Genomic DNA, 19,358 nt, shown 5'->3' on the forward strand with positions numbered 1-19,358 from the left:
CCCGTTCCCATTCCGAACACGGCAGTTAAGCTCTTCAGCGCCGATGGTAGTTGGGGGTTTCCCCCTGTGAGAGTAGGACGCCGCCAAGCCATTTCAAAAGATCAGCCATCCGGCTGGTCTTTTTTTGGCGTTGTCAATCCTTCAGTATGTTGTTAAAAACTGTTATAAAGTAGAGAGAAATAAAAAGGACAATAAAGAAGGTTATATGCAGTATACATGGTAGGGCATACTATGGATGCTTATTAATTTCTGCTTCTATCTCCATTATCCATATCTGAATAAGACAAAGGGACAGAATCCTTCGTTTCTATAGGGATATATGTTAAACTTAACGTAGTTCTGAAACTGTCATTGGGGGAATAGCCGATGGATACCTCTGCTAAAGATGAAATGATTTTTTCGTTTGCTGAATGGTTGAGAGACCAAGGCAAATCAGCTAATACGATCAAAACGTATACTGGTGTCCTTTCACAGTTTTGTGACCAGACACAAAAGATATTGATAGAGATTCATTCTGAAGATGTTCAGGGTTATCTTGATTATTTGGAAAATTGCAAGAAAAGCCCGGGGACAATTGAAAAACACTATATCGCCTTAAATGTTTTCTTTAAATTTTTAGGTAAACCGCAAGTGATGCTTTCTGTGGAACGTAAGGTTAAGGAGCACAAGCTTGAGGTACCTGAAACTTTAAGCATAAATGAGCAACAGATCCTGTTAAGAGATATAGAAGCAGAAGGAAACCTAAGAAACATTGCCATCGTCTACCTTTTGTTACATACAGGAATCCGCGTCTCCGAATTATGTGACTTAAATGGCCGCGACGTCATCATGGAAACAGAACGAAATTATATACTTGTCAGGAACGCAAAAGGTGAAATCGATAGATCCGTTCCCCTTACAATATCGGCTATACAGCATGTACAGAATTATCTTCTTTCTTTAAAAGAAAAACCAGATCCGTTATTCATCTCAAGCTATAATCAAAGGATCACTCCGAGGTCAGTTCAATATATATTAAAAAAATACAATGTCCATCCACATAAACTGCGACATACTTTTTGCCAAAGGTTAGTGGATAATGGAATAGATATACAAACGATATCCAAGCTTGCCGGTCATAAAGATTTAAACGTAACGAAGCGTTATCTAAAAGAAAAATCGCTGGACCTGGCAAATGCGATAGACCAAACTTTCACCAAACATTAATCCATAGAAAATAAAAGGGGGAGCGAGCTCTTTCCCTTTTTTTGTTTATAGATAAGGTTTATTAAAAACGAACAAATTTCCTTGGGAATGACGAATAGGACGTGGGGGCCTGTGCAGTTGTATTTCTAAGAGCATATTGTACATTGTGTAATCAAGAAAGAGGGGATTCCTTATATAAGGAATCCCCTCTTTCTTGATTCTTTTACTTAACTGTTTTTTTCTTCCTTTTCCCTATTTTCATTATGACTTCATATACGACCGGTACGATTACAAGTGTTAGCAATGTAGAACTCACAAGTCCGCCGATAACGGTAATCCCCAAACCTTGTGATATTAATCCACTGCCTTCTGCACCGATTGCCAGAGGTATTAAAGCCCCGATTGTGGCAAGGGCAGTCATCAGGATTGGACGTAGACGGGTAGACCCTGCCTCTAGTAAAGCTTCCCTGGTAGATAGCCCGGATTCTTCATTCTTGATAACACGGTCCACTAATACAATGGCATTTGTTACAACGATACCAATAAGCATTAGGACACCCATCATTGCCGAAACGCTGATGGTCTCACCTGCAACGAATAGCCCTGCCAATGCCCCGATTACCGTAAATGGTAAGGAGAAGAGAATGGCTATTGGTGCTAAACCACCGTGGAAAGTAACGACTAGGACAAAGTATACGATAGCAACGGCCGCTAACATAGCGATACCAAGTTGAGTGAATGATTCCTGGATATCTTCCGTCACTCCGCCATAGTCTATAGTGACGCTTGCAGGAAGGTCTAATTTATCAACTTCCTTTTGCACATCTGCTGTTACTGCTGCCACATCATCCGTTTTGATTGTGGCAGACACGTCGGCATAGATTTTTCCATCGCGGCGGCTGATTGTATCGGAAGCTTTGCCTTCTTCGATTTTCACAAGCTCTTTCAATGGGATTTCCATTCCCATTGGAGAAGAAATTTTCGTATTCTCAAGATCTTTTTTGTCTTCGAATGTCGTTTCTTTTGTCTCGACGTATACTTTGACTTCTTCTCCATCTTTCTTAATGGTCGTTAAAGCATCATCTTTATTCGTATTGGCAATGGACATGCCGATTTGTGCAGCTGTCAGTCCAAGGTCGCTTAGCTTTTCTTGGTCTGCAACTAAAGTATATTGATCATAAGCATCGGAAAGACTTGTATCAACATCTTTTAGATCTTTATTTTTCTTCATGATATTTTGAATATCGTCAATTACCGGTTCAATATCTTTTTGTGTATTTCCGTAAACAAATAGAGTGGTTTCGTTGCTTGATGTTGACGTGAATTCTTGTTGTTTCCATGTTCCAGGTGAATCAAGTTCAGTTAAATCTTTTATGACGGTTTCTTTTTTGTCCCCGAAATTTTCGGTGTCTTCATCATAGAGTACATAGAAGAGAGCCGAGTTACTCGAGCCGCCCATCATGCCGCCCATCATGCTTTCACCAAGTGTGTATTGAACGGTCTTCACATCGTCTTTATCCATGAAGTATTTTTCTACTTTTTCTGTTTGCTTTTCAATATCCTCTTTTAACTCTCCAGGTGCGGGAGTGTAGGTGACGATAATCGTTTTTTCTTCATCTGCAGGCATGAAGCTGACACCGATGCTTGGGATAAGGAATAAGCTGCCGACCAATAATACAATGGCTGTACCGAAAGTGATTAACTTATGGTTTAACGACCAATCCAGTGCTTTTCGGTAGAATGCTGATAGTCTGCTTGGTTTTTCTTCATGTGATTTTAATTCTTTTTTAGATAGTCCCTTTTTAAATAAAGAGTCAGCCATTGCCGGAACAAGAGTGATGGCGATTATTAATGAAGCGACTAATGCGAATACCATTGTTAAGGCGAATGGCATGAATAGTTCCCCGACGGGTCCTGTAACGCTGGCTAAAGGCAGGTATACGGCTACAGTAACGATTGTCGATGAAAGGATAGGGATGAACATTTCCTTAGTGGCTGATCGTATTAATTCGCCGCCTTTTAACTGTTCGCCTTTTAAAGCCATTCTTCTATAAATATTTTCAATGACGACAATGGAGTCATCGACGACTCGGCCAATGGCAACCGTCATGGCCCCAAGTGTCATGACATTCAATGAAATATCCATTTGTTTGAGCACCAAAAGCGCTGCTAACAGGGATAATGGAATCGAAATGACGGAAATGAGAGTCGTTTTAAAGTTCCTAAGGAACAGCATGATAACAATGACGGCAAACAGACAGCCGAAGAGTGCCTTACTGATCATGGTTTCAACAGAATCTTTAATCGGTTTAGCTTGATCAAGCGTAGTGTGTACACTTACACCTTTAAACTCTTCTTTGAAATTAGATGCTTCTTCGTTTACTTCGTCTACGATTGCAACTGTATCGGCATCAGGCGATCTAGTAACCTGGATTCCAATCGATTCGCTACCGTTTGTTCTTGAAATCGATTCAGCCTTACCGGTGATTTTTACATCGGCAATGTCTGATAGTTTGACGTTTTGCAGTTGGGCAGGACCTGTTGCCATATCAGGGGATGATTGATTGGTTTCCGGTCCGGTTTGTGCTGGCGTTCCTGTTTGAGAGCCGCCGGTTAAAGGTATCTTTATATTTTTCAGGTCCTTTAAAGTAGAGATGTTTCCATCCACAACGATCGTTTTTTCTTTATCATCAAAGTTATATATGCCAAGGGGCATGTTGACGTTTGCGGCCTGAATAACCTTCTTTACGGTTTCTTCATCGAGCCCGTACTGAGCCATCTTTTCCTCGTCGAATACAAGGCTGCCTTCATTTACTTGTTGTCCGGAAATTGATACGGATGTCACGCCGTCAATCCCTTCAAGTTTAGGAACCAACACTTCTTCGACGTTTTTTGTAAGAGCTGGTAAATCAGAACCCTTATCTGTTACACTGAGTGCGACGACAGGAAAAGCGTTTAATTCTAATTTAGAGACGCTTGGGGCATCCACACCCTCAGGCAGTTCTAATTTCTCTAAAGCTTCTTTTACTTCTTTTACAGCGTCGTCCATATCCGTATCATAATCATATTGTAATTGGACGGAAGAGGCATTAGCCATCGACGAAGAACTGACTAATTCGACTCCTGGCAAATTTGTTACTTTCTGCTCAATTTGGTCTGTGAGTTTATCTGCTACTTCTTCAGGTGCAGCTCCAGGATATACAGTGGAGATGCTTATTAAAGGAGTCGAGATGCTTGGAATGGTTTCTTGTTTCATGTTTAAACCTGAGTATAAACCAGCTGCAACGATGATGATCGTAAGCAACCAGATTGCCAATTTATTCTTTAATGAAAATTTAATTATTGAATTCAAGCTTGTACCCTCCATACATAAAATTGTGACTATTCGGTCACAGACTCAAATATATAGTATATGGATTATGATTGCAACAGATAATATTCGTTAGTGTTAACGTTGTGATTTCAAGGGTTTTGGGATAAAATTTGGAGGATGTGACCCATCGGTCACCAACGGACAATTTTAAGAGATAGGATGAAGTTGATGAAAGAAAAAAATAAGATGATCATAGATAAGTCTGTAGAGCTTTTCGCGGAGAAAGGCTATCATGCCACTTCCGTTCAGGAAATTGCTGAAAAATGTGGGATAGCAAAGGGGTCTTTTTATAATCATTTTAAATCAAAGGAAGAATTACTGGTCTCCATTTTTAAATTTTATTATGAAGCGTTGACGGACTCATTGCTTGATCTTGAACTGGATGCTTCGTTATCCAGTAAAGACAAGTTCATGAGGCAAATCACTGTTCACATTGAGCATATGACGGGAAATACCAACTTGATTCAAATGATGATGCAGGAACAAATGGTTCATATCAGCAAAGAACTAGATAGATTTTTACATTATATCCATGAAGAGGGTTTGATTTGGTTCAAGCGTAAAATCATTGAGTTATACCCGGGACTTTCAGCTGATCTTTTGCCGGATTGCACCATAATTTTGGACTCCCTTTTCAAAGGATATATCGGAATATTGATCAGGAAACAAAATGCTTTCGATGTGGAATTATTACCTAGCTTCATATTGAACCGGATGGATTCAATTATCGCAAGCCTGGAGAACATGGAAGATCCATTATTGAAACAATTTCCCCTCCCTGGATGCTCGATGCGGGATATGAGCCCAAAAGAGGAAATTCATTCGATCATCGTCAGGATGCTGGAAGTGGAAACACGTAAAGAAGAGGGAATGGATACACGTAAAAATACCGAGGCTTTAAAGGCGATCCAGGAAGAATTTTCAAAAGCTAGGCCAAGCCCCATCATCTTGGAAAGTCTTTTGTTATTTTTGGAAAAAAATGAAAAAAGAAGTCCCTTGTCTTCAAAGCTCATCTTAATGATGAAGGATTATTTGACAAGTATATGAAGGCTTATAAGAAAGGGGCGCATAGCCTCTTTTTTTATTTAATTCTAAAGGAGTTTCAAGCGGGGGTTTAGGAAAAGGTAAAAGTGATGGAAGAAGACAATTCTATCAATAATAGGGGGCAAAAATCATGCGATGGAAAAAGGGAATGCTGATTTATAATGAAAATGCCGGTAATGATAAACTCGTAAGGAATCTGGAGAGTTGTCTTCCAATAATAGCTCCGCATATTGATGAGTTTCTCATTCTGCAAACGAAGGAAAAAGGCGATGCATGCCGTTTTTGCTTGGAATATGGTGAATCCATGGATGTAGTTTTCGTTTTAGGGGGAGATGGAACGGTACATGAGTGTGTAAATGGCCTTTCACCGCTTCCGAGCCGGCCGCTGTTTGGGATTTTACCTGGAGGGACTTGCAATGACTTTTCCAGAACATTGAAGATTCCCCAAAATGTTCGTCAAGCTGCAGAAGCATTAGTGAATGGCAAAGTTCGTTCTATTGATATTGGACAGGCCAATAATGATTATTTTTCTAATTTTTGGGGAGTAGGGCTCATTTCAGATGCATCAAGCAATATTGATGAGCAGGAAAAAAGCAAGTTTGGAAAGATAGGATATTTATTAAGTGCTGTTAGGACGATTGGCGAGAATGCTCCCTTTTCTTATAAACTGAAATATGATGGGAATGTTATCGAAGGGGAAGCAGTTATGATTTTGGTTTTGAATGGTTGTTTTATCGGCACCAATTTATTGCCCTTTCCCATGATCAGTCCAGATGATGGACTCTTCGGCGTTGCCATCTTGGAAAATGCAAGCCTTGGTGCATTTTTAGAAATTATAGCGATGAAGCGTTCACGGACGCAAAATATGATTTCTGACTCTGGGGTTACTTATTTACAGGCTGATACCCTGACCATTGAAACCAAGAGGCCGCTTGATGTCGATATGGATGGGGAGAACTATAGGCAAACTCCTGCACGCATTAAAGTACTTGTCCAACATTTGCCAGTATTAACTCCAAATTAGTATGGTGGGATTAAATGTGAATGGGAATGATTATGTGTTTTTTTTGTATATTCATTCCTTATTTCTGCAATTGTTTCCAAAATAAGATAAAATATATGAAGATATATCAATTTTTGCAGGAGGACCACATATGGTGTACCAGGTCAGATTGTTAAAGGGCATTTTAGAGCCTCATCGGAGTCGTTATCAGCTTCAAAATGCAGAGGCAGTCACAAAGCTTGGATTGAAATTACTATTTTTATATTTTCTTAGTCTTATAGTATTCGCCATTGGGGGATATTTTGGCATTGGTTCAGAATCATTTTCCAAAGAAATCACGGAGATGAGTGCCGAAGAATTCGAAGCAGCAAAGTTGCTGATATTGAGCGGCAACATAATAACAGGCATAATAAACCCTTCCATATACATATTTTTGTCAGCTCTATTCTTTTGGATAGTTACTGATATCCCATATATAAAATTAGTCATCGTTCAAATGATTCTTTTTGTTTTGCAATTAGTGGAAAAAACATTACTGATTCCTCTATTCGTATTAATGGATATAGGAAGTGATGGCAATCCTTTTGCATTGGGGATCATCAGTCAGTATTTTCTCAGAAGTGACTATTTCATTCACTTTTTCAGCGAAATGACCATTTTTCAATTTCTTATTATTGCTCTGCAATATTTTTATTTAAAGGAGTTTTCAGAACGAAATAATTATTTGGTCCTTTTATTGATTGTTCTATTCTATTTGGCCACATGGTTTGTTAAAGCCTTTTTAGCATACATCCAAGTAGGCGTATTTGTATAAGGCGGGTGAAATGAATGAGGGGAAAATGGAAAATTGCAGCGGCAACCATTGCGGCGATAGTCTTAATAACCGTTAACTTATACCTTATTGAAAAAAAAGAAAGCAAAGTGGAACGAACTGTTTACGTTGAAAACTGGACAAAGGTAAAAAAAGATACAATTACGGATACTATTCAAACAAATGGGGTAATTAAACCTGTAGAAGTGTATGATATCTATTTTGACACCAAGAAAAATGATTTTAAAAAATTCCTTGTTAAAGAAGGCGATGCGATTACGGCTGGCTCTTCGTTGTTTGAGTATACGGCGACCGAACTTGATGCTCTTAAAGCGAACTTGGAAGCGGAGAAAGCCGCAGCTGAGGGAGAAATTGCAGGGATTGAGGAATACATAGGGAAGTTGAGGTCCTATCAAGGGACCCTGACCAGTAATCCTGAAAAAGCAGCCATTGATGAATCGGTGGAAAAAAACTTGAAAATTGATATAACAACAAGTTCGTCAGATCTTATTGAAAGTAATATTGAGCAAGAAATGTACAAGCAGGAATTGGAAAAAAACAGCTTGAATGAAAAAGTGAAAATGCTTGACGCTAAAATAAGTTCAATTGAGGGGCAGTCCAGTGCGATCGTGTCGACGAGTGAGGCAGATGGTGTAGTTAAAAATATCAATAAAAACCTGAAAAACCCCATTATATCCATTGTTTCGACAAATATGGCAATTGAAGGGGATTTCTCTGAAGAGGAAATGAAAAAGGCCGAAGTGGGCATGACTATAAAAGCAAGTTCCTCTGGTTCAAAAAAGGCATTGAAAGGGACGATAGGCCGCATCCATTCCTATCCCGCTGAAGAGCCGTCATTAAAAAAAGATAACAGATTTCCATTTCAGGCACTAATCGAATCGGAAGGTGAAGAAACGGAAGCTTTGTTGGTGGGATCCAAAGTGGATCTTACTGTAATAACCAATGAGAAAGCCGGTGTACCCTCCATTCCTATTGAGGCGGTACAATACCATAAACAGCCTTATATTTACAAATTGACTAAAAAAGGCTATGTGGATAAACATTACATTACAAAAGGGCTTAAGGCTGAAGGGATGCAAGAAATCATAAAGGGACCGTCGGTGGGGGACGTCATCCTAATGGAGCCGAATGTGGCGAAGAACCATTCTTATTTCATTACCCCAATTCAATTTGAAAAAGTGAAAGCAGCAACTTATAAAAAATTCACCTCTCGGGAAAAAGTAAGATATCTGTTGCTTGGCATGTTGGAAAAATAACCGCTTCTTTCATCAAGAGAGGTGATGTCCAAAAAGTTGTTAATTATATATCAATATAACTTATGTGATTGAAAATAGGGAAGAGTAATTATAGATACAATAGCTATTAATACAGAATATTCAGACATATTTAAGGACTTTTTCTAGAACGAATGAGAATAAATATTTACAGATTATCATTTTTAGTATAATATTTTATTATAAGTTAACTCGCTTAATCTTATTCCAAGAACGGGGGACCCATTTTTGTGGATTTTATCCGCTAGGGGTGAATTCAGAAATGAAAGGGCTTTTTGTGTTTCCAATCCTAACCCGACAGCTAACCTCGTCAGCGTCTTCAAGGGAACATGTGTGAATATTCACGCCTATAAGAAATCGACACATGAAGTGTCTTTTTTTTCGGCGTAAAGACAGAGTTTTTCCAAAAAAGAAAAATTACTTTCTTTTATTAGTATCTTGTTTCCCTTACCGAGACAAAAATGTTTTTGCATCAAAGACTTTATGGAAGGTGAGGAAAGTAAATGAAGAAATTCAAATTAAGTTTAGCTAGCCAAATTTTCATTGGTTTAATTTTAGGGATTATCGTTGGTGCCATTTTTTATGGTAGTGAGTCGGCCCAAAACTTTTTACAGCCATTCGGAGACATTTTCCTACGAATGATTAAAATGATTGTAGTGCCGATCATCGTTTCCAGCCTTATCGTTGCTGTTGCTGGTGTAGGTGATTTGAAAGCGGTAGGTAAACTAGGTGCTAAATCAATATCATACTTTGTTGTGGTAACTATGGTAGCGATTGCTGTTGGTTTAATTTCAGCGAATATCATCCAGCCTGGTGCTGGTGTGAATATGGACAAGCTAGAACAAACTGATATTTCTACCTATGTTGATACAGCCGAAACTAAGCAGCATGAATCGTTCGTAGATACAATCGTTCACATTGTGCCATCCAATCCAGTTAAAGCCATGGTAGAAGGCGATATGCTAGCGATCATTTTCTTCTCCGTGTTGTTTGGACTTAGTATTGCGGCCATCGGTGAAAAGGGTAAACCAGTATTCCGTTTCTTCCAAGGTGTAGCTGAAGGAATGTTCTACCTAACTAACATGGTCATGAAATTCGCTCCTATCGGTGTATTTGCACTAATCGGTGTGACTATTTCCAAATTCGGTTTGGAATCTTTAATTCCGTTAGGAAAGTTAGCGCTTTCTGTTTACGGAACAATGATTTTCTTTGTAATAGTCATTCTTGGTCTTATTGCGAAATTTGTCGGATTCAATATCTTTACTTTGATTAAACTTCTAAAAGAAGAATTGATTCTTGCTTTCTCTACTGCAAGTTCAGAAGCGGTTCTTCCGAAAATCATGGAAAAAATGGAGAAAGCGGGATGTCCGAAACATATTGCTACATTTGTTATCCCGACTGGATACTCCTTTAACCTTGATGGTTCTACATTATACCAAGCGTTAGCGGCTATCTTCATCGCTCAAATGTACGGAATCGATTTAAGTGCGTATGAACAAATTACGCTAATGCTAGTGTTAATGATCACATCCAAAGGGATTGCGGGTGTACCGGGTGTATCTTTCGTAGTTCTTTTAGCGACATTGGGAACTGTCGGTATTCCTATTGAAGGTCTAGCATTTATTGCAGGTATCGACCGTATTCTTGATATGGGACGTACAGTAGTAAACGTTATCGGTAATTCACTTGCGGCAATCGTTATCTCTAAATGGGAAGGTCAATTCAACCCTCCTTCCAAAAAAGAACTAGAACAAGTTTCTTAATACAAAAAATCCAGAGTGAAATGTCACTCTGGATTTTTTTTTGAATGAAACAGCTCTTCCTTATTTTTTGACGATCCAAAAGCGGCAATCGGAAGAGAAAGCGTTGACATCATCGTTTTCATGGAATAATTCACTTCGATAAAAGCTTTCGATGACTGTAAACCTTGCTTCCTCCAGGCACTCAAGTACTTCAAGTTTAGTTGGGATATGGAGGAAAGTAACTTCTTGAAGCGTCTTTCCGGATGTGATAATATCCCCAAATTCATAAAGCCTCTCATCTTGTTTACCAACACACCAAATCATTTCCTCTTGCTCCCAGAAGTTCAGGTGATTTTCGTTTTTATCACGGTCATGTGTTGTGAAATGAAGAGTCCTTCAGGTTTTAAAATACGGTTGATTTCTTTTAAAGCCAATGTGCGGTTTTTTCGCTGGGGATTTGAATTAACCCATTAAAAGCGAAAATTGCTTTATTGAATGATGAGTCGTTGAAAGGGAGGTTTGTTGCATCCCCAAGGATAAAGGGTATGTCCAGGTATATTCATGCGCTATTTTTTCGGCTTCATAGCATGGCTGGTGTTAGGTCGTTTCCCGTTAGATTTTGAAATCCCTTCTTATAGAGAGCGAAGGTGGTTCTTGCTGTACCGCATCCGATATCAAGGATTGCATCTTCCTGATTTAAATATTTTTCGAATGCATATTTCTCTGATTGCCACAGACCTAAACTTTTAGTTGCATCTGCATAAACGGAAGCGGCTCCATGAAAAACCTTTTTCAATTTTATCCATGATTTATCCTTCAAATCTTCATTCTTACTATAATATGGATATTTCGAGGTTGTTGAGTGTGTTCCTTAACATGTGGGTTAATATGGAGTACTGTTGCGCATTATTCACAAGGTGCTGCTAATGTTTAATTGGGGGTTATATAACTTACGTGAAAACCCAAAAGTTTGGTAAAATAACATTATTGATTAAGAGCTCGGAAGGGGTCAGGTTATGAAGAATGATAGCAATGATATCTTATATATGTATATGCAGGCTTCCGAACGGTTTGTCCTTTTTAATGGACTCAATTTTCGTGAATTCGTCTATTCGCTGCCATATACGTTGGATTCCATCTTATTATTGAAACATGAATTCAATGGCGGGGAATACAATTTGAATGTCCTGCTAGAGAGTGCTTCATCTGAAGATATTGCAAAGCTCGTTAAAGAAAATGTCCGGGCATATGGAGATTTCTGTTGGATCGATTTTGAAGAAAGAGAAGGGCTGGATGAATTGGATGGAAGGGAAATAGCGGAACTATTATATTTAGGGCATGCAAAAACTCATCTGGATCCTCCATTTTTCCGTAAATTGAATAATCAATTTGTGTACCTTGCCCAGGATGATGGCTGGTTCAATAAAATTTATTTTCGTTCTCTTTCGACATATTATATGATGTTAGGAAGCCTCATTCCGCTAAAGCTGGAACTTTTAAAAGTAGAGAGGACTTGGCTTGGAATCAGAAAGAAAAGAGAGCTGACGGCGATTCCGGCAGAAATCATTTCTTCCTTGGCTCATATCCTGGCAGAGGGGCTCGTTTTTTCCTTTCGGCATGTTAAGTATACAAGAACGAAAATTGAGATACCGGCATGGGTCGTAGGGGATTATTTAAACATGGATGAAATGCATGATGACTTTTCAGATAGAGATATTAGGGAGCCGGATGCCTTTATCACCTTCAATCGAAAAGAAAAGGTATGGGAAAGCGTTATTAAAAATACATCATTCTCCTGATTAACCCAACTTCCGTGGTTCGTGGATAGGATTGTTTGACACCCTTGAATTTTTTAGGTGTAAGACTAACCATCTCATGCATAAAAGATAAGAGAGGGCGAAGCGCAGGAGTTGCCATAAGATGTGGCACGATTTTAACCTGTGTTCCGTTTATAGTAATCATTGGAAAAGCATCAATGATGGAAGTTTCGCTTTACCCCGCATTAACAGGCTGTAAGGGAAGCGGTGGCAAATGTAATGAAAAAGAAATGTGGTGGGCCAACAGCCTGTAAACGCCCGATTGGCTCAACTAACCATCATTGGAAAAGCATCAATGATGGAAGTTTCGCTTTAACCATTTTAGTGTAAAGTGATACAATGAACATGGTTAAAAGAATATTGGAGGGTAATAACTCATGAAAACTAAACTTGGTTTGCTTTATGGTGGAAAATCTGCGGAGCATGAGGTTTCTATGCAGACGGCTTTAGCGGTCATTAAAGCTCTCGATTTAGCAAAGTTTGATATATATCCGATTTACATAACAAAAGAGGGTTCATGGATTAATGGACCGAAGTTAACGGGACCTGCCGAGAGTGTGGAGGCATTGACATTTACATCGGATAAATCGAGCTCGCCTCTTGCCTTGCAGGCACATTCAACTGATGAAAATAGTGAGTCAACAGGGTATGACGTCATTTTCCCATTGCTTCACGGACCAAATGGAGAAGATGGGACCGTGCAAGGGATGCTGGAACTATTGAACCTTCCTTATGTAGGGAATGGCGTTTTAGCTTCATCAGCAGGAATGGATAAGGTCATCATGAAAAACATTTTTGCCCAGGCGGGACTTCCTCAAGTCAAATACACTTGGTTCATTCGTTCTGAATGGGAGAAGAATACTGAGAGTGCCATTAAAAAGGTAGCGGATGAATTGGGTTACCCTTGTTTTGTCAAACCTGCCAATTTAGGCTCCAGTGTCGGTATCAGCAAATGTAATGATGCTGATGAACTGGAAAAAGCGGTAGCGGAAGCTTTCCAATTCGATCGGAAGATCATCATTGAAGAAGGGGTCATAGCTCGTGAACTCGAGTTTGGCATACTTGGTAATGATGAACCGTCTTGTTCGGTGGCAGGCGAAATCATCCCTAAGAAAGATTTTGCCTTCTATGATTATTCAGCAAAATATGTTGACGGCAATTCTGCAATGGTCATTCCAGCGGAGATAACGGAAAGTGAGTATGCAGCATTATCTGAAATGGCCATTACTGCCTTTAAGTCATTGGATTGCTCTGGCTTGGTTCGCGCTGATTTCTTCTTAACGAATGAGGGGCAAATCTATATTAATGAAGTGAATACAATGCCTGGGTTTACTCCTTTCAGCATGTTTCCGTTATTGTGGAAGCACACAGGTGTCGACTATCCAGCGTTAATTGAAAAACTTGTGAAACTTGCCTTGGAACGTCATCAGGAAAAACAACAAATCAAATATACAGTTTGATCATGCAGGTAATGTATCAGTAAACTCCACAATCCATCACCCTTGATTTGATGGATTCCAATCAGCAGGAACCGGTGCGATTTACACTGGTTTCTGCTTCGTTTGGTTAATGGAGAGCGATTAACGGTTCGATGAATGTAGGAGGAACAAAATGATAAAGAGAACGTTAAAACAAGTACATGAAATGGCAGAGGGATTGAATGATATAAGTCCATTCGAGTCCAAAGGAATTAATGGGGTAACCATCGATTCAAGAACGGTTAAGGAAGGATGTTTGTTCATTCCGCTTAAGGGTGAGCAGGTTGACGGCCATCAGTATGTCAAGCAAGCTTTAGATCAAGGAGCTGCGGCTTCTTTTTGGCAAAGGGATGTTCCGAATCCTCCTGATGATTTACCGATAATCATTGTCGAAAATACCGAGAAAGCACTTCAGCAATTGGCGCGTTCTTACCGTCAGCAGTTGAATATAAAAGTCATCGGAATAACAGGCAGCAACGGTAAGACGACTACGAAAGATATGACGGCTGCACTGCTGGCCACTACTTATAAAGTTCATAAAACAAATGGAAACTTCAATAATCATTTAGGTTTGCCATTAACAGTGCTTTCTATGGCAGAGGATACTGAAGCGGCTGTGTTGGAAATGGGAATGAGCAGCCGCGGGGAGATCGAATTCTTATCCAAAATGGCAAAGCCTGATGTTGCGATCATTACCAATATCGGTGAATCACACTTATTGGATTTAGGATCACGCGAGGAAATCGCAAATGCGAAGCTGGAAATTGTCGAAGGTTTGGCGAAAGACGGAACGCTGGTATATCATGGTGATGAACCATTGCTCCGCAATCGTATCAAAAAGGATTTCCCTGATTTAAACGTAATATCTTTTGGACGTACGGAACAAAATGATTTATATCCGCAGACCATTAGCCAAGGGGCAGACAATACTACGTTTACAATCGCAAGCGGTGATGAGGAAACTGATTATGAGATACCCGTTTTAGGCAATCATAATGTTCTTAATGCGTTGGCAGCAATCTTGGTTGCTAAAGAATTCAATGTGGATGATTCAGCGATCCGTAAAGGTCTGTCGAATATTCAATTAACGAATATGAGGATGGAATTGGTCGAGGGCGCGAAAGGGCAGAAAATCATCAATGATGCGTATAATGCCAGCCCAACTTCAGTTAAGGCAGCAGTGGAGTTGGTTGAGGGCTTATCTGGATTCGAGAAAAAGATACTTGTATTGGGAGATATGCTGGAGTTAGGGCCACAGGAAAAAGACTTTCATTTGAAAATTGGTGAATTGATTTCCAGTGAGCAAATCGATAGGATCTTCACATATGGTCCTTTAGCCGAGTTTATTGCCAAGGGAGCGAGCAAGGCGTTTTCATCAGAGCAGGTTCGTCCTTTTCAAGATAAGCAGAAGCTTATAGAGGAACTAAAATCGTCCACACAGGAAAATGACATCATACTTGTTAAAGCTTCTAGGGGCATGAAGCTAGAGGAAGTCGTTCAAGCTCTGCAAAAATAAAAAGACATAGAAAAGGCCGTTTCTTTTTTTGAAACGGCCCTTTTTTTTATCGTGCTTAAAAAAGTGTCCCGGCAATAATGCAGATGTCATCGTTAATGACTGAATGCCTCATCCTTGAGACCAATAGCTCCTGAAGAAGGTCTTGTGTATCGAGATGGACATTTTCGATGAATTCCCTTTCGATATGGTCAGATCGGTCAATGGCGGAAGGTAGGGGCGTTTTAGAGAGTCCATCTGTATAGATGATGAAACGGCTTCCTGGTTCATACTGAAAGACAATTTTTTTAATGGGCAATTCGGAAATCAATCCGTTTGGGGTGGCTCCTTCGTTCAAATTGAGAATTTGATTGGTGCATGGGGAATACAAAAAAGCTGAAGGAAGTCCGTAATTCACATATTCGATGAGCCGGTCCTTTGTATTCACGTATGCGATGAAGGCAGCAATGCGGGCATGGTTTTTATTTTCCCGATTAACTCCTTGAAATAAATCCCGCATTAGTTTATCCAGTTCCTTTGTTATGAAAATGGGGTCTTTTACACGTTTGATAAGGTCGGGGATCAATGTCCGTATAGACATGTTTATAAGTGCCGTATGAAAGCCCTTTCCAAATACATCGATCATTATGAAGCCGTATATCCTGTCATCAACCTCCGTCCAGTAAAATAAATCCCCTGACAGTTCACTCGAAGGCTGGGAAAGGCCTTTGACCTCTATATCTTCATTATTGATCGACAAAGGTAAACCTGAAAGTTGAAGGCCCTTTGCGATTTTCAGGCTCCTTACTGATTTTTGGTGTATCATCTCAAGCTCTTGCCCCTTCATTTTTGCCGAAAGCAGTTGCATGCTGATGTTTCGGAGTGACTTTAATTTAATCCGGACTTCCACTGAATCGGCAGGGACCGCCATGGTTGCATAAAAGGTCTTTTCTGGTAAGGCTGGAGGGGTCTCCATTCCTGAAGTACGTTTGTAAATGAATAAAATAGGGATTTCGTGTGATTCTGCCAAGGCGTACAAAGAAGTTTGCTGCCAAGAGTCTTTTGATATGTGTAAAGGTAAAATAAATAATGATTTCATTAAGTCTGTTGAATTCTTGAATAGATGACTTTGATTAAGTGGATCTTCCAAAAAGGTGACTTTCTTGTTCATTTTCTTTAAGGTTCGACCGAAATCCTTACATAAAGGAACATCTATTGTGAATATGTTCATATAACCCCCCGTTATTTTGTTGATAGGTCAATCATACTGCATTTACACTTATTTGCTATAATTTTTAAGCAAAAAGATGGAATTTTCAAAAAACAGATGCTTCTATATACCTGTAAAATCAATGGGAATTCATGATAAGTCCTTTCTTTTTCCAACGGGAGGAACCGTGAAAGGGTGCTCATCATTAAAACTAATCATTCCAGTAAAAGGTTTGTTGAAACTATTTGATTTAAACTCATATCATATATAAATGGATGATCGTTTTGTGAAAAATTTAAATGGATACAGTAAGTCGACAAGAGGCCGGAAGCTCTCATCCCGAAACATGATGTTAACAGGACTAGGTTCCTGTTTTGTGAAATCATCCTAATTGGATTTCTGAAACCACTGGAACGTTTTTTTAAATAAAAAACTGTAGGCTAACTGGCTTTCTTCGAATTTGTCTAAGTCTGAATCCACTTAGGCATAAATGGATATAGTAAAACGGTGATCCTATTGATGAATTTAGTCCATGTGTTTTTTAACCCATTATTAAATGAACAAGCTATATCCTTACTCAAAAAAGTGCCACGACTGCAGATTTAACAGGAAGGAATGACTAATTTCTTCATTTTTGAAACGGTCTAAAGTTTTTAGTAACTCTGAATGGGGCGATATCCTTTATTGCATTAACAGTTTGAAAATGGTAATATGAGTATGAGTTTAAATGTCTTATCATTGATGATTATTTAAAATTAATCAGGTTGAGGCAACAAAATTGTATGTTCTTACATGTTTCATGAGTTCATTCTTGAGATTATTTTAGATTAAATAGGCCTCGCGTCTGGTCATATATAGAAGCTGCATCTCTTGGCGGCTTTAGTAGCTATTGGGAATCAAAGCCGCATTTTAGCGCTTTTCCACTTCTGCAAACCCTCAACGCACCGGGCCTGTTTTGTATAAGAATCTTGGCTCTCGTCAAGTTTTGTTCATCCAGCCTTTTTAAACTGATGAATAATAGGTGCAGCAGCCCTCACCTGAATAAAACGGTGAAACATCCGTTTATGCTACTTTTAATTTTCCATATTGAATTTAATTTTGGTTACATGTACTTTTAAAAAGATGAGCGTATGTTAATGATAAGTCTACACGTGCGCGAAGTTAAAAATGCCAGTGAATGTCCGTACTGGTATATTTCCTTTTTAAAAAATCATATTGAGTTCATTTGAACTAAAAGGCAGACATACTTTTAGGTGATAATGATAAACTTTTTATAAGAGATTAAGTAGAACATCCGTCATGATGATGAGGATTTGAACTAAACATCTGTGCATGATATGCACGTGTAAATTTACGATATAAAAAGGAGTACGAAAACATTGACATTGTTTAGCGAATTAGGATTAGATAGAACGTCCATGAAATCAATAGAAAAAATGGGATTTGAGGAAGCGAGCCCGATTCAATCCCAAACGATACCTCTAGCACTTGAAGGTAAAGACATAATCGGTCAAGCGCAAACAGGAACAGGTAAAACAGCAGCATTCGGTATTCCATTGATGGAAAACATCGATATTAATAACGAAAACGTGCAAGGGATCGTCATTGCACCTACACGTGAGCTAGCCATTCAAGTTTCCGAAGAGCTTTTCAAGCTTGGTTACGGAAAACGCGCTCGTGTACTTGCGGTTTATGGTGGACAAGATATCGACCGCCAAATCCGTGCTTTAAAGAAAAAACCACATATTATCGTTGGTACGCCTGGTCGTCTTTTAGACCATATCAAACGTAAAAATATTAAATTAGGCGGAGTTCATACTGTAGTTCTTGATGAAGCTGATGAAATGCTTAACATGGGATTCATTGAGGATATCGAATCGATCCTTTCAACGGTTCCTGATGAAAGGCAAACATTGCTATTCTCAGCTACAATGCCTGATCCAATCCGTAAAATTGCTGAAAGATTCATGCAGGAACCCGTTCTTGTACGTGTAAAAGCAAAAGAAATGACAGTAGATCGTATCGAACAATATTACTTGGAGTTAAAAGAAAGTGAAAAATTCGATACACTTGCACGCCTTTTCGATATTCAAACACCGGATCTTGCTATCGTCTTCGGACGTACGAAACGCCGTGTAGATGAATTGGCATCTGCATTGAATATCCGCGGTTATATGGCTGAAGGCATTCATGGTGACCTTAGCCAGGCAAAACGCCTTTCTGTATTGAAAAAGTTCAAAGACCGCAGCATCGATGTGCTCGTTGCTACTGATGTTGCTGCACGTGGACTTGATATTTCCGGCGTTACTCACGTATATAACTTTGATATCCCTCAAGATCCAGAAAGCTACGTTCACCGTATTGGACGTACAGGACGTGCGGGTAAACATGGTATAGCCATTACGTTTGTAACACCAAGAGAAAGAGGCCAGCTGCATGCAGTTGAACATACAACGAAAAAACGTATGGAGAAACTTAAAACTCCTACGTTAACTGAAGCGTTGGAAGGTCAACAAAAAGCAGTAACGGAAAAAATCCTTAATACGATCGAGAATGAGGATTTAACTTTATACCTTGGTCAAGCGGAAGAGTTATTGCAAAAACATAGCGCAGCGGATTTAGTTGCAGCCATGCTTAAATCAATGACAAAAGAACCGGATCAAACGCCTATCAAGTTAACGGAAGAATCTCCATCCCCAATGCGTCGCAATCGCGGAGGAAGCGGATCTTCTGGCAACAGACAGCGCAATGGCCGCAGTTCTTCAGGCAGAAAAGATTACGGTAGTGGATCAGGGAAACGCCCAAGCACGAACCGTAAATCGAATGGTTACGGGAACCGTAGCACGAGTCAAAAAAGAGAAAAAACAAACAAGATTTAATTGAATTGGAAATGCCGCTCATTTGAGCG

At 39.4% G+C, this 19,358-nt stretch carries 14 protein-coding genes, 1 rRNA gene and 1 riboswitch; of the genes, 11 read left to right on the forward strand and 4 right to left on the reverse strand.

Annotated features, from left to right (window positions below; all coding sequences use genetic code 11):
- Together rrf and MPH60_RS27130 are read left to right on the forward strand one after the other, a co-directional pair.
- Positions 1–89 (forward strand): 5S ribosomal RNA (rrf, locus tag MPH60_RS27125); the annotation flags it as partial.
- Positions 90–366: 277 nt separating this feature from the next.
- Positions 367–1,206: a tyrosine-type recombinase/integrase gene (locus MPH60_RS27130; RefSeq protein WP_241594471.1), complete on the forward strand. Its 840-nt coding sequence runs from the start codon at positions 367–369 to the stop codon at positions 1,204–1,206.
- Between the two features lie 202 nt (positions 1,207–1,408).
- Here MPH60_RS27130 and MPH60_RS27135 read toward each other — a convergent pair whose 3' ends face one another.
- A complete protein-coding gene (locus tag MPH60_RS27135) occupies positions 1,409–4,537 on the reverse strand; it encodes an efflux RND transporter permease subunit (protein WP_241594472.1) in 3,129 nt (1,042 codons plus the stop codon).
- A 189-nt stretch (positions 4,538–4,726) separates the two neighbouring features.
- On the opposite strand from MPH60_RS27135, the gene MPH60_RS27140 reads away from it, so the two are divergent.
- The 5 genes from MPH60_RS27140 to MPH60_RS27160 all read left to right on the forward strand — a co-directional run bounded on the left by MPH60_RS27140 (position 4,727) and on the right by MPH60_RS27160 (position 10,474).
- The gene (locus MPH60_RS27140) at positions 4,727–5,605 is read left to right on the forward strand and encodes a TetR/AcrR family transcriptional regulator (protein WP_241594473.1); all 879 of its coding nucleotides are present in this window, start codon (positions 4,727–4,729) and stop codon (positions 5,603–5,605) included.
- A 127-nt stretch (positions 5,606–5,732) separates the two neighbouring features.
- On the forward strand, positions 5,733–6,626 hold the full coding sequence (locus tag MPH60_RS27145; RefSeq protein ID WP_241594474.1) for a diacylglycerol/lipid kinase family protein: 894 nt from the start codon (positions 5,733–5,735) through the stop codon (positions 6,624–6,626).
- A gap of 130 nt (positions 6,627–6,756) precedes the next feature.
- Positions 6,757–7,419, forward strand: coding sequence for a hypothetical protein (locus tag MPH60_RS27150; protein WP_241594475.1), 663 nt, complete (start codon positions 6,757–6,759; stop codon positions 7,417–7,419).
- A 14-nt stretch (positions 7,420–7,433) separates the two neighbouring features.
- Entirely contained in the window at positions 7,434–8,693 is a 1,260-nt protein-coding gene (locus MPH60_RS27155) for an efflux RND transporter periplasmic adaptor subunit (protein WP_241594476.1), read from the forward strand.
- A gap of 201 nt (positions 8,694–8,894) precedes the next feature.
- A riboswitch (cyclic di-AMP (ydaO/yuaA leader) is annotated at positions 8,895–9,042 on the forward strand.
- A 172-nt stretch (positions 9,043–9,214) separates the two neighbouring features.
- Entirely contained in the window at positions 9,215–10,474 is a 1,260-nt protein-coding gene (locus tag MPH60_RS27160) for a cation:dicarboxylate symporter family transporter (protein WP_241594477.1), read from the forward strand.
- 60 nt (positions 10,475–10,534) lie between these two features.
- Here MPH60_RS27160 and MPH60_RS27165 read toward each other — a convergent pair whose 3' ends face one another.
- Both MPH60_RS27165 and MPH60_RS27170 read right to left on the reverse strand, forming a co-directional pair.
- Positions 10,535–10,777, reverse strand: coding sequence for a hypothetical protein (locus tag MPH60_RS27165; RefSeq protein WP_241594478.1), 243 nt, complete (start codon positions 10,775–10,777; stop codon positions 10,535–10,537).
- A gap of 256 nt (positions 10,778–11,033) precedes the next feature.
- Positions 11,034–11,273 carry a class I SAM-dependent methyltransferase gene (locus tag MPH60_RS27170; RefSeq protein ID WP_241594479.1) on the reverse strand — a complete coding sequence of 80 codons (240 nt, stop codon included), beginning with the start codon at positions 11,271–11,273 and terminating at the stop codon, positions 11,034–11,036.
- Between the two features lie 196 nt (positions 11,274–11,469).
- On the opposite strand from MPH60_RS27170, the gene MPH60_RS27175 reads away from it, so the two are divergent.
- The 3 genes from MPH60_RS27175 (at position 11,470) to MPH60_RS27185 (ending at position 15,264) form a co-directional block, all read left to right on the forward strand.
- Complete coding sequence (locus MPH60_RS27175) at positions 11,470–12,252, forward strand: hypothetical protein (RefSeq protein ID WP_241594480.1); 783 nt, start codon at positions 11,470–11,472, stop codon at positions 12,250–12,252.
- Positions 12,253–12,647: 395 nt separating this feature from the next.
- Positions 12,648–13,730 (forward strand): D-alanine--D-alanine ligase, encoded by a 1,083-nt coding sequence (locus MPH60_RS27180; RefSeq protein WP_241594481.1) that lies wholly within the window; start codon positions 12,648–12,650, stop codon positions 13,728–13,730.
- A gap of 151 nt (positions 13,731–13,881) precedes the next feature.
- Positions 13,882–15,264 (forward strand): UDP-N-acetylmuramoyl-tripeptide--D-alanyl-D-alanine ligase, encoded by a 1,383-nt coding sequence (locus MPH60_RS27185; RefSeq protein ID WP_241594482.1) that lies wholly within the window; start codon positions 13,882–13,884, stop codon positions 15,262–15,264.
- Positions 15,265–15,319: 55 nt separating this feature from the next.
- Here the strand turns inward: MPH60_RS27185 and MPH60_RS27190 are convergent, their stop codons facing one another.
- Positions 15,320–16,471 (reverse strand): PP2C family protein-serine/threonine phosphatase, encoded by a 1,152-nt coding sequence (locus tag MPH60_RS27190; RefSeq protein WP_241594483.1) that lies wholly within the window; start codon positions 16,469–16,471, stop codon positions 15,320–15,322.
- A gap of 1,358 nt (positions 16,472–17,829) precedes the next feature.
- Between MPH60_RS27190 and MPH60_RS27195 the strand changes: the two genes are divergently transcribed.
- Positions 17,830–19,329 (forward strand): DEAD/DEAH box helicase, encoded by a 1,500-nt coding sequence (locus MPH60_RS27195; RefSeq protein WP_241594484.1) that lies wholly within the window; start codon positions 17,830–17,832, stop codon positions 19,327–19,329.
- Positions 19,330–19,358 lie beyond the last annotated feature (29 nt).

Source organism: Peribacillus sp. Aquil_B1 (assembly GCF_022603275.1).
In the GTDB taxonomy this organism is placed as follows: domain Bacteria; phylum Bacillota; class Bacilli; order Bacillales; family DSM-1321; genus Peribacillus.